This window comes from Bradyrhizobium yuanmingense (assembly GCF_029167105.1).
Lineage (GTDB): Bacteria > Pseudomonadota > Alphaproteobacteria > Rhizobiales > Xanthobacteraceae > Bradyrhizobium > Bradyrhizobium yuanmingense_A.
In genome coordinates this window covers 78,753-90,482 of the sequence record NZ_JARFML010000023.1, presented here as the reverse complement: position 1 = coordinate 90,482, position 11,730 = coordinate 78,753, and the positions used below count along the sequence as shown (strand labels likewise).

8 protein-coding genes are annotated in these 11,730 nt (G+C 65.5%); 7 read left to right on the top strand and 1 reads right to left on the bottom strand.

The window, feature by feature from the left end:
* Window positions 1-36: 36 nt before the first annotated feature.
* Complete coding sequence (locus P0R31_RS26905; RefSeq protein WP_275517385.1) at window positions 37-693, bottom strand: DedA family protein; 657 nt, start codon at window positions 691-693, stop codon at window positions 37-39.
* A gap of 294 nt (window positions 694-987) precedes the next feature.
* Here P0R31_RS26905 and cobS point away from each other — a divergent pair, with 294 nt between their 5' ends.
* The 7 genes from cobS (at window position 988) to P0R31_RS26870 (ending at window position 11,634) form a co-directional block, all read left to right on the top strand.
* Window positions 988-1,986 (top strand): cobaltochelatase subunit CobS, encoded by a 999-nt coding sequence (gene cobS, locus P0R31_RS26900; protein ID WP_025032652.1) that lies wholly within the window; start codon window positions 988-990, stop codon window positions 1,984-1,986.
* Window positions 1,987-2,128: 142 nt separating this feature from the next.
* On the top strand, window positions 2,129-4,030 hold the full coding sequence (gene cobT / locus P0R31_RS26895; protein WP_275517384.1) for a cobaltochelatase subunit CobT: 1,902 nt from the start codon (window positions 2,129-2,131) through the stop codon (window positions 4,028-4,030).
* A complete protein-coding gene (locus P0R31_RS26890) occupies window positions 4,027-5,121 on the top strand; it encodes an esterase-like activity of phytase family protein (RefSeq protein WP_275517383.1) in 1,095 nt (364 codons plus the stop codon). The genes cobT and P0R31_RS26890 overlap by 4 nt, the downstream gene beginning before the upstream one ends.
* A 210-nt stretch (window positions 5,122-5,331) precedes the next feature.
* Entirely contained in the window at window positions 5,332-6,444 is a 1,113-nt protein-coding gene (locus P0R31_RS26885; RefSeq protein ID WP_275517382.1) for an NADH:flavin oxidoreductase/NADH oxidase, read from the top strand.
* A 132-nt stretch (window positions 6,445-6,576) separates the two neighbouring features.
* The gene (locus tag P0R31_RS26880; RefSeq protein WP_275517381.1) at window positions 6,577-6,984 is read left to right on the top strand and encodes a hypothetical protein; all 408 of its coding nucleotides are present in this window, start codon (window positions 6,577-6,579) and stop codon (window positions 6,982-6,984) included.
* Between the two features lie 286 nt (window positions 6,985-7,270).
* A complete protein-coding gene (locus P0R31_RS26875; protein WP_275517380.1) occupies window positions 7,271-8,470 on the top strand; it encodes an efflux RND transporter periplasmic adaptor subunit in 1,200 nt (399 codons plus the stop codon).
* Window positions 8,467-11,634, top strand: coding sequence for an efflux RND transporter permease subunit (locus tag P0R31_RS26870; RefSeq protein WP_275517379.1), 3,168 nt, complete (start codon window positions 8,467-8,469; stop codon window positions 11,632-11,634). Before P0R31_RS26875 ends, P0R31_RS26870 begins: the two co-directional genes overlap by 4 nt.
* Window positions 11,635-11,730 lie beyond the last annotated feature (96 nt).

Below are 11,730 nucleotides of genomic sequence, written 5' to 3'. Positions count from 1 at the left end.
GAACGCAGGGACGGCGCTTGTAATGTGGCGTCTGCCCTAATCCTGCGGCTTGGCCGTCGCGCCACGGCCATTCCGCCGGCGATAGATCCACATCCCCACGCCCAGCACGATCGCAACCCCTGCAACGGTCAGCATCCAGATGTGCTTGCCGACATGCGCATGATGATGCAGCCCGGCATATTCATGCAGGGCCGACACGGCCAAGACGCCCGGCAGCACATGAGCCGGCGCCCAGGCCAGGATCGCCGGGATGTTCACGGCATAGAATGTCGCGGGCGCCATGCCGAGCGCGCCGGCGGTCACCGGGACGAAGGCGCGGATCGGCGGCACGAAGCGGGCGAAGAACACGGCCCAGGTGCCGAAGCGGTGGAAGAAATTCTCGCTCTCGGCGACGACGCGCGGATAATTGGTCAGCGGCCAGGTGTTGAGGATCTCGCGCTGCCGCCTGTGCCCGATCCAATAGGCCGACCCGTCGCCGAGTACCGCACCAGTTGCGGCCGCCAAGAGCACCCATGGCAGCTGCAATTCGCCGCCGGGGACCAAGGCGCTCAGCGCCAGAATGATGGTCGAGCCGGGGATCACCGATCCCACCACCGGAACTGCCTCGAGCAGCGCCGCCAGGAACAGGGTCAGATAGGCCAGCCACGCATGGGCGGAAACGAAGGCAATGAGGGGATCGAGAAAGGACGTCACGTCGTCTCTTGAAGGGCTGGAGCATGAGGGCTTCGGACCCTACATAAGTAACTGCATACGGCCAAAGTACCATTCGCATGGATTGGGCGCGACCCGCCCGAATTTCGGCGTGATTCGCAAGGCAGCCCTCCAAAAACTGCGTTCCTTGCCTATCTAAATGAAAAGACAACGGAACTTTGATTGGTGGGCGGGCTTCTGCCGGCTCGTTGTCTCTGATAGGTTGATTTTCAGCACCCAGCCGCAGCCAACGTGCGAATAACCGGTTTCGGGACCGCCCGGGACCTCGGAGGATTGATGACGACCGCCGCCCTGTCCAAAGTTGAGGAAGTTTCCGGCCTGCCCGACATGAAGGTGTCGGTGCGCCAGGTGTTCGGGATCGACAGCGATCTCGAAGTCCCGGCCTATTCCGAAGTCGATCCTCATGTGCCCGAAGTGGATTCCGATTACCGCTTCGACCGCGCCACCACGCTGGCCATTCTCGCGGGCTTTGCCAGGAACCGCCGCGTGATGGTGACCGGCTATCACGGCACCGGCAAATCCACCCATATCGAGCAGGTCGCGGCACGCCTGAACTGGCCCTGCGTGCGCGTCAACCTCGACAGCCACATCAGCCGTATCGACCTCGTCGGCAAGGACTCGATCGTGGTCCGCGACGGCAAGCAGGTCACCGAATTCCGCGACGGCATCCTGCCCTGGGCGCTGCAGAACAACGTCGCGCTGGTGTTCGACGAATACGACGCCGGCCGCCCGGACGTGATGTTCGTGATCCAGCGCGTGCTGGAGGTCTCGGGCCGCCTGACGCTCTTGGACCAGAACAAGGTGATCAAGCCGCATCCGGCGTTCCGGCTGTTCGCCACCGCCAACACCGTCGGCCTCGGCGACACCTCGGGCCTCTATCACGGCACCCAGCAGATCAACCAGGGCCAGATGGACCGCTGGTCGATCGTCACCACGCTGAACTATCTCAGCCACGACGAGGAAGTCGAGATCGTGCTGGCCAAGGCCAAGCACTATCGCACGCAGGAGGGCCGCGACATCGTCAACAAGATGGTGCGCCTCGCCGACCTCACCCGCAACGCCTTCGCCAATGGCGATCTGTCGACGGTGATGAGCCCGCGCACGGTGATCACCTGGGCGGAAAACTCCGACATCTTCGGCGATATCGGCTTCGCCTTCCGCGTCACCTTCCTCAACAAATGCGACGAGCTCGAACGTCCCCTGGTCGCCGAGTTCTACCAGCGCTGCTTCAACGCGGAGCTGCCGGAATCGGCAGTCAACGTCGCGCTGAGCTGATCTCTCACGGTGTGTGGTCCCGGCGAAGGCCGGGACCCATCCCGCGTGATGTCTCGATTGAAGCGACGCTGATAGTTTCCTGACACAAGAGCGGCCGGTGGTTATGGGTCCCGGCCTTCGCCGGGATGACAGATAGGGTCAGATGACCACCTCCAACTCCAAATTCCGCAGCAACAAGGAAGCGCCGACCGAGCCGTTCAAGCGCTCGGTCGCCTCCTGCCTGAAGGCGATCGCGAAGGCGCCCGAGCTCGACGTCTCCTTTGCCGCCGAGCGCCCGGGCCTTGCGCCCGGCAAAGCGCGGCTGCCCGAACCCGCGCGCAAGATGACCAAGCGTGACGCCGCGATCGTGCGCGGCCATGCCGATTCCATCGCGCTCAAGATCGCCTGTCACGATCCCAAGGTTCACCGCAAGCTGATGCCCGGCAATCCGCAGGCGCGCGGCGTGTTCGAGGCGGTGGAGCAGGCCCGGGTCGAGGCGATCGGCGCGCGCCGCATGGCCGGCGTTGCCAAGAACCTCGCGGCGATGCTCGACGACCATTTCCACCGCGGCAAGTTTGACGAGATCACCGACCGCGCCGACGCGCCGCTCGCGGACGCGCTGGCGATGCTGGTGCGCGAGCGCCTCACGGGCATGGCGCCGCCGACCGCGGCCAAGAAGATGGTCGACCTCTGGCGGCCGATCCTCGAAGACAAGATCGGCAAGCGGCTCGACCGGCTCGACGGCGTGCTCGAGGATCAGACCAAGTTCGGCGATGCCGTGCATGACCTGCTGTCGGCGCTCGAGCTCGGCGACGAGCGCAACGCCGACAGCGAGGACAACGACGAGAACGAGGAGAACCAGGACGGCGACAACGATCAGTCCGGTGCGGAAGGCTCGCCCGATTCCGATGCCGCGCAGGAGATGAGCGCCGACCAGGCGCAGGCAACCAGCGAGGAGATGAGCGAGAGCGCGATGGAAAGCGCGCAGGCCTCGACCTCCGACACCTTCGACGATGGCGAGCTCGGTGACGACGAGACGCCGGGCGAGGCGACGCGCCCGAACCAGCACGGCAGGAACGAGCCGCGTGGGCCTGAATATCACGCCTTCGCGCCCAAGTTCGACGAGGTCATCGCCGCCGAAGATCTCTGCGACCATGACGAGCTGGAGCGGCTGCGCGCCTATCTCGACAAGCAGCTCGCACATCTGCAGGGCATCGTCGCCCGTCTCGCCAACCGGCTGCAGCGCCGCTTGATGGCGCAGCAGAATCGCGCCTGGGAGTTCGACCTCGAAGAGGGCATCCTCGACCCTGCGCGCCTGTCGCGCGTCGTCACCGATCCCTATCACCCGCTGTCCTTCATGCACGAGAAGGAGGCGACGTTCCGCGACACCGTGGTGACGCTGCTGCTCGACAATTCCGGCTCCATGCGCGGCCGCCCGATCACGGTCGCCGCGACCTGCGCCGACATCCTCGCGCGCACGCTGGAGCGTTGCGGCGTCAAGGTCGAGATTCTCGGCTTCACCACGCGGGCCTGGAAGGGCGGGCAATCGCGCGAGGCGTGGCTTGCCGCCGGCAAGCCGGCCAATCCGGGCCGCCTCAACGATCTCCGCCACATCATCTACAAGTCCGCGGACGCCCCGTGGCGTCGTGCGCGGAAAAACCTAGGCCTGATGATGCGCGAGGGCCTCTTGAAGGAAAACATCGACGGCGAGGCGCTGGACTGGGCGCACAAGCGCCTGCTCGGCCGGCCCGAGCAGCGCAAGATCCTGATGATGATCTCGGACGGCGCGCCGGTCGACGATTCCACGCTGTCGGTTAATCCCGGCAATTACCTCGAGCGGCATCTGCGCCACATCATCGAGGAGATCGAGACCCGCTCGCCGGTCGAGCTGATCGCGATCGGCATCGGCCATGACGTGACGCGCTATTATCGCCGCGCCGTGACCATCGTGGACGCCGAGGAGCTCGGCGGCGCGATCACCGAAAAGCTTGCCGAGCTCTTCAGCGAGACCAACACGGCGCCAACGCAAGCGGCCGGTCGCCCGCGACGCAAACTGCATTCGTGAGCACGCATCCATCCCGCCGCAGCTTCGTCAGCCTCGCGGCGGCGGGATTTTCCACTCTCGCGCTGCCGCGTCTGGCGCAGGCGCAGCTGCAGCCCAAGACCGAGCCGCCGCCGCGCGCCCTTCAGCTCGAGCATGCCGTCACCGCGCCGGTCAGCGTCGAGGTCAACGCGCGCAGCATTACCAATTTCGAGCCGCGCGACCGCTCGCGCACGCGCTTCGGCTCGCTGGATTTTCGCAGTGGCCTGGTGCTGACCTCGCCCTATCGCGGCTTCGGCGGCCTGTCGGGCCTCCGCTTCCTCGACACCAAGGGCGAGCGCTTTCTCGCCATCTCCGATCAGGGCGGTTGGTTCACCGGCACGATCCGCTATTCCGGCCGCGAGATGGTCGGGCTCACCGATGTCGAGGCCGCGCCGGTGCTGGGCGCCGACGGGCGGCCGATCACCGAGAAGCGGCTCTGGTACGATACCGAGTCGCTCGCGCGCGACGGCAACCTCGTCTATGTCGGGCTCGAACGCGTCAATCAGATCTTGCGCTATGATTTCGCCAAGGGTGCCACGGGCGCCCGCGGCGAAGTGATCGCCGTCCCACCGGCCTTGCGCAAGCTGCCCTACAACAAGGGGCTGGAGGCGATGGTCGCCGTGCCCAAAGGGCAGGGCAAGGGCGCCCAGCCGCTCGCGGGCACGCTGATCGCCTTTTCCGAGCGCGGGCTCGATGCCGACGGCAACCTCCTCGCTTTCCTGATCGGCGGCCCGACGCCCGGCCAGTTCAGCGTGCGGCGCTCGGAGAATTTCGACATCAGCGACGCGGTGCTGCTGCCCTCGGGCGATCTCCTCATCCTCGAACGCAAATTCTCCTGGTTCACCGGCGTCAACATCCGCATCCGCGCGATCCCGCTGAAGGGAATCGCGCCGGGCGCCGTCGTCGACGGCCTGACGCTGTTCGCCGCCGATCTCGGCCACGAGATCGACAACATGGAAGCCATCGACGCCCACGTCACCGCCGACGGCGAAACCGTGCTGACCCTGATCTCCGACGACAATTTCTCGATGCTGCAGCGAACCCTGCTGCTGCAATTCACGCTGGCGGAGTAGCCGGCACTGTCCTGCGGCAAACTCCGCTGTCGTCCCGAGGCTCGCGGGAGGCGCGAGCCCGGGATGACGGCGGAGTCTGTGGCGCAGCTGACCATCGAGCCATTGCCGGAATGCACGAACAGGCGACCCGCCATTCCCGCGCCCCGCTAGCAATCCGCCGCGCGCCCACTACACTGATCCCATCTCCCTCCATCCCCCGGAACTTCCCGCATGTCCGTCCTGTTTTCCCCGATCAAGCTGCGCGGCCTGACGTTGAAGAACCGCCTCGTGGTGTCGCCGATGTGCCAATATTCGGCCGACGACGGCGTCGCCACCGACTGGCACTTCACCCACATCAACAATCTCAGCCTGTCGGGCGCGGCGATGTTCTGCATCGAGGCGACGCATGTCGAGGCGATCGGCCGTATCACGCCGGGCTGCCTCGGGCTCTACAGCGACGCCTGCGAGGCCGCGCTGAAGCCGATTCTGCATTCGGTGCGCAGATATTCCTCCACCGCGATTGCGATGCAGCTCGCCCATGCCGGTCGCAAGGCCTCGAGCGCGCGGCCCTGGGACGGCGGCCAGCTGATCCCGGTCGAGCAGGGCGGCTGGCAGACGGTCGGGCCGTCAGCGGTGCCGCACAAGGAGGGCGAGGCCGCGCCGCTCGCGCTCGATGCCGCGGGCTTGAAGCGCATCCGCGAGGCCTTCGTCGACAGCACAATGCGTGCCGCGCGGCTCGGCATCGACGCCATCGAGGTCCATGGCGCGCATGGTTATCTCTTGCATCAATTCCTGTCGCCGATCTCCAACAAGCGCACCGACGAATATGGCGGCAGCCTCGCGAACCGCATGCGCTTTCCACTGGAGGTGTTCGACGCGGTGCGCGCCGCGTTCCCCGCCGACAAGCCGGTCGGCATGCGGGTGTCGTCGACCGATTGGGTCGAAGGCGGCTGGGATCTGGCACAGACCATCGAATTCGCGAACGCGCTGAAGGCGCGCGGCGTCGACTGGATCGATGCATCCTCCGGCGGCGTCTCGCCGCTGCAGAAGATTCCGCTTGGCCCCGGCTATCAGGTGCAGTTTGCAGAGGCGATCAAGCGCGAGACCGGCCTGCCCACCATCGCCGTCGGCCTGATCACCGAGTCGAAGCACGCGGAGGAGATCGTCGCGTCGGGCAAGGCCGACATGGTCGCGCTCGCCCGCGGCCTACTCTACGATCCGCGCTGGGGCTGGCACGCCGCCGCCGAGCTCGGCGGGGAGGTCGAGGCGCCGCCGCAATATTGGCGCTCGCAGCCGTCCACGCAAAAGGCGCTGTTCGGCAAGACCACGTTCGGGGCGAGGTGACTCTCTTTACCTCTCCCCGTAAGAACGGGGAGAGGGAGTTAGACCCCTCACGCATCCGTAAATCTCCTCACCTTCCACGCCCCCCAAAACTGGCCTAACCTCTCCACATTCAACGCCTCGCGGAGGCTGGCCATGCGTTTTCATTTTCGTAAGACTGCCCATGTGTTCGAGCGCGTCGGCCTTGCCATGGCAGGAGCCGCGTGCGGATTGTTCGTCGGCGCCTATGTCGGCTCGGCGATTCCCACCCTCACTACGCAGGGCTTCCTGCTGCTGATGATGCTGCTCGGCGGCATCGGCTTCTATCTGGGCATCGACACGCCGCAGATGCCTTTCGACGACGCGCACAGCCAGATCGACGCCGCCGAGCTCATGAGCGCCGCCGGCACGCTCTTCGCTACGCTCACCGCCTTCGCCTCGGTCGCCGTGATCGTGCTCCGGCTCGATCCGCACATGGCCTGGACCTGGCTCGTCTTGGTCGGCTGGATTGCCGGCGTTGCCATGCAGATCGTCGCCGGCGCCAAGGCCAGGCTGCGGAAGTAGCTCTCCCTCTGACATGACGGCCCGCCTGAAGCGGGCATCTGGAAGGACAGCCGCCGGGAAAAGCTCACAATTGCGAGAGCTCGTCGTTCACGGCAGGTTCGGCTTGTCTGAACTGCGTTGCTTGGCACCGTCTCTCTCCCTGTCAACCCGTCATCCGGTCAGGGCGTCATCCGAAGCATTGCCCGCGCATTGGTCTTGAAGAGTTCATCTTTGCAACCCATCTTGCAGCGCCCGCAGGTAGAGGCGTACCCTGCATTTTCTGCGGCTTTGATGCGAGGACCTGGGGATGAGCGGACCGGACGGAAGCAGGCAGTTGATCAAAAAGCACGATTTCGTTCAGGTCAGCGCAGTCGCCGGGCTTCTCGCCGCCGCGTTCGCCCTGTCCGGCTGCGACAAGCCGGCATCGCAGGCTGCGGCTCCGCCGGCGCCGTCGGTGACGGTCGCCCAGCCGGTCAAGCGCACCGTCACCGATTGGGACGAGTTCACCGGCCGCTTCGAGGCGGTGGAGGAGGTCCAGGTGCGGCCGCGGGTCGGCGGCTTCGTCAACTCGGTCGAGTTTCAGGACGGCGCCATCGTGCGTCAGGGTGATCTGCTTTACGTGATCGATCCGCGCCCGTTCGAGGCGGTGGCCACTCAGGCGGAGGGCCAGCTGTCCGACGCACGGGCGCGAGTGGAGCTTGCCAAGCGCGAGCTCGATCGTGGTCTCAATCTGGTGCAGACCAGCGCCGTCTCCGAGCAGGTCGTCGATCAGCGCCGCCAAGCGCTGCAGGCCGCGCATGCCGCCGAGATGCAGGCCGAAGGCGCACTAAAGGCTGCCAAGCTCAACATCGAGTTCACGCACGTGATAGCGCCGCTGACCGGCCGCGTCAGCCGCCATCTCGTCAGCCCCGGCAATCTCGTGCAGGGCAGCGACACCGGCACCTCGACGCTGCTGACTTCGATCGTCGCGCTCGATCCCATCTACATCTATTTCGACATGGATGAAGCGACCTTCATCAAATACAGCAAGCTGTGGTTCGAAGGCCGGCGCCCGAGCTCGCGCGATACCGCAAACCCGGTGCAAGTGACGCTGGCCGGCGAGACCAAGCCCTCGCGCGAGGGCACTGTCAATTTCCTCGACAATCGGCTGGACGTCTCAACCGGCACGCTGCGCAGCCGCGCCGTGGTGAAGAACACGGATCTCTCGATCCTGCCCGGCCAGTTCGGCCGCGTCCGCCTGATCGGCAGCGCGCCTTACGAGGCGCTGCTGATTCCAGACGTTGCTGTTGCGACCGACCAGTCCCGCAAGATCGTGTTCGTGGTCAAGGCGGATGACACGGTCGAGGCACGTCCCGTCGTGCTCGGTCCGCTCGACGACGGCCTGCGTGTGATCCGTGAAGGGCTGAAGCCGGACGATCGCGTCATCGTCAACGGCATCCAGCGCGCCCGCGTCGGCGCCAAGGTCGCTCCCCAGACCGCGCAAGCGCCGGCCGGTGGCAAGTCATGAATCTTGGCCGCCTCTCCATCAACCAGCCCATTTTGGCAATGGTGCTGTCGATCGTGCTCCTGATCGTCGGTGCGCTCGCCTACACCACGCTGCCGGTCTCCGAATATCCGCAAGTGGTGCCGCCGACCGTCGTCGTTACGACGCAATATCCCGGCGCCTCCGCCCAGACCGTGTCCGACACGGTCGCAGCTCCCATCGAGCAGGAGATCAACGGCGTCGAGGACATGCTGTATCTCTACAGCCAGGCGACCTCGAACGGCCAGCTCACCATCACCGTCACCTTCAAGCTCGGCACCGATCTCGACAAGGCCCAGGTGCTCGTGCAGAACCGCGTGGCGATCGCACAGCCGCGCCTGCCCGAGGAAGTTCAGCGCAACGGCGTCACCACCCGCAAGAACTCGCCCGACATCCTGATGGTCGTGTTCATGCTGTCGCCGGACGACACGTTCGACCAGCTCTACATCTCCAATTATGCGCTGCTCCAGGTCCGCGACCAGCTCTTGCGCATCGACGGCGTCGGCGACATCCAGATTTTCGGCGCCCGCGACTATTCGATGCGGCTGTGGCTCGATCCTGACAGAATCGCCAATCTCGGCCTGACCTCGGCTGAGGTGCTCGCGGCCATCCGCGCCCAGAACGTGCAGATCGCGGGCGGCCAGATCGCCGAGCCGCCGATCGCCGATCGCGCCTTCCAGCCCAACCTCACCTTCACCGGACGTTTGAAGGACCAGAAGCAGTTCGAGGATATCCTGATCAAGGCCGGCCCTGACGGCCGCACGGTGCGGCTGCGCGACGTCGCCCGCATCGAGCTCGGGGCGCTGGCTTACAGCACCAACAGCTTCCTGCTGCGCAAGTCGGCGGTCGCCATGTTGGTGACGCAGCGGCCGGGCTCGAACGCGCTCGCGACCGCAAAGAACATCTCCGACACCATGACGCAGCTCAAGGAGAGCTTCCCCAAGGGCCTCGACTACAATATTGGCTACAACCCGACCGAGTTCATCGCCCAGTCGGTCCATGAGCTGATCAAGACCATCTACGAGGCCATGCTGCTCGTGGTCATTGTGGTGCTGGTGTTCTTGCAGGGATGGCGGCCCGCGATCATTCCGATCATCGCGATCCCCGTCTCGCTGGTCGGCACGTTCGCAGTGATGGCGGCGCTCGGTTTCTCCATCAACAATCTGACCCTGTTCGGGCTCGTCCTTGCGGTCGGTATCGTGGTCGACGACGCCATCGTCGTGGTCGAGAATGTCGAGCGCCATCTCGAGCACGGCCTCAGTCGTCGCGATGCCGCACTGAAGACGATGGAGGAGGTCGGCAGCGCGCTGGTCTCGATCGCCCTGGTGCTATGCGCGGTGTTCGTGCCGACGGCGTTCCTCGGCGGCATCTCCGGGCAATTCTTCCAGCAATTCGCCGTCACCATCGCCGTTGCGACGGCGATCTCCTGCTTCTGCTCGCTGACGCTCTCGCCCGCGCTGGCCTCGCAGATCCTCACGCCACACGAAGAAAAGCGGCCGCCGGCCGCCTGGAACGTCATCGCGCGGGCGTGGGGTGCGTTCACCGGCGTGTTCAACCGTCTGTTCGACCGGATGGCGCATGGCTATGCCGGCCTCGCCAATTTCGCGATCCGCCATTCGGTGGTGATGCTGCTGATCTACGTCGTGCTGATCGGCGGCGCCGGCTGGCTGATCGTGACCACGCCACAGGGCTTCATCCCGGCGCAGGATCGCGGCTACGTCATCATATCCGTACAATTGCCGGGCGCGGCGTCGCTGGCGCGCACCACCGAGGTGGTGCGCGAGATCGAGCGAATCTCGCTGGATACGCCGGGCATCGTTCGCGTCGCAGCCTTTGCTGGTTTCTCCGGCGCCACCCGCACGCAGGCCGGCAATGCGGCGGCGCTGTTCCCGGTGTTCGACGAGCCCGAGGCGCGGCTGAAGAAGGGCCTGTCCGCGAACGCCATCACGGCCGAGCTGCGCAAGCGGCTGTCCGCGATCCAGGGCGCCTTCATCATCGTGATTCCGCCGCCGGCCGTGCCCGGCATCGGCACCGGCGGCGGATTTGCCATTCGTATCCAGGACCGCCAGGGCCGCGGGCCTGAAATGCTCGCCGCGGCCACTGACGAGCTTGTCGCCGCGGCGCGCAAATCGCCCTCGCTGCTCGCCCCCTCGGTGTTCTCGCCGTTCACCGCCAACACGCCGCAGCTCTTCGTCGACATCGACCGCACCAAGGCGCAGAAGCTGGGCGTGCCCATCTCCAACATCAACGAGACGATCCAGACCTATTTCGGATCGACCTATGTCAACGACTTCAACCTGTTCGGCCGCACCTACCACGTCACCGCGCAGGCCGACTTTCCGTTCCGAAAAGAACCGAGCGACCTTGCGCGCCTGCGCACGCGCAACGGCTCCGGCGACATGGTGATGCTCGGCAGCGTGGTCGAGTTCAAGGACGTCTCGGGACCCGACCGCGTGGCGCGCTACAATCTCTATGCGGCGTCCGAACTGCAGGGCGAGCCGGCGCCGGGCACCAGCTCGACCACCGCGCTCAACGCCATCAAGCAGCTCGCCAACGACACCTTGCCGAGCGGCTTCACCTTCGAATGGACCGACCTGTCCTATCAGCAGGTCACCGGCGGCAATGCCGGTCTCTACGTGTTCCCGATCTGCGTGCTGTTCGTCTATCTCGTGCTCGCCGCGCAATATGGCAGCTGGACGCTGCCGTTCGCGGTGATCCTGATCGTGCCGATGTGCCTGCTCGCCGCCACCATCGGCGTTCGCATCATGGGCCAGGACGTCAACATTCTGACCCAGATCGGCTTCGTCGTGCTGGTGGGACTGGCGGCGAAGAACGCGATCCTGATCGTCGAATTCGCGCGCGACATCGAGAACGAAGGCAAGCCGCGGCTGGAGGCCGTCATCGATGCCTGCCGCCTGCGCTTGCGGCCGATCCTGATGACCTCGTTTGCCTTCATCCTCGGCGTCTTGCCGCTGGTGATCTCCACCGGCTCGGGCTCGGAGATGCGCCAGGCCGTCGGCGTCGCCGTGTTCTTCGGCATGATCGGCGTCACCCTGTTCGGCCTTCTGTTCACGCCGATCTTCTATGTCGTGGTGCGGAACCTGGCGGAAGGGCGGCGCGACAAGAAGCCGGAGGCGATGGTTTCGTAAGGTGACCGCCAGCGTATCCTCGCTCACGCGCCCCGGGACGACGGTGGAGAATGTGGCGCGCAGAATCCCATACTAACGACCAACATGAAATGAATG

What these genes read in the sequence shown, in the direction of transcription:
- cobS (WP_025032652.1), top strand. Translation starts at nt 988, where the DNA reads ATGACGACCGCCGCCCTGTCCAAAGTTGAGGAAGTTTCCGGCCTGCCC.
- cobT (WP_275517384.1), top strand. Translation starts at nt 2,129, where the DNA reads ATGACCACCTCCAACTCCAAATTCCGCAGCAACAAGGAAGCGCCGACC.
- P0R31_RS26885 (WP_275517382.1), top strand. Translation starts at nt 5,332, where the DNA reads ATGTCCGTCCTGTTTTCCCCGATCAAGCTGCGCGGCCTGACGTTGAAG.
- P0R31_RS26880 (WP_275517381.1), top strand. Translation starts at nt 6,577, where the DNA reads ATGCGTTTTCATTTTCGTAAGACTGCCCATGTGTTCGAGCGCGTCGGC.
- P0R31_RS26875 (WP_275517380.1), top strand. Translation starts at nt 7,271, where the DNA reads ATGAGCGGACCGGACGGAAGCAGGCAGTTGATCAAAAAGCACGATTTC.
- P0R31_RS26870 (WP_275517379.1), top strand. Translation starts at nt 8,467, where the DNA reads ATGAATCTTGGCCGCCTCTCCATCAACCAGCCCATTTTGGCAATGGTG.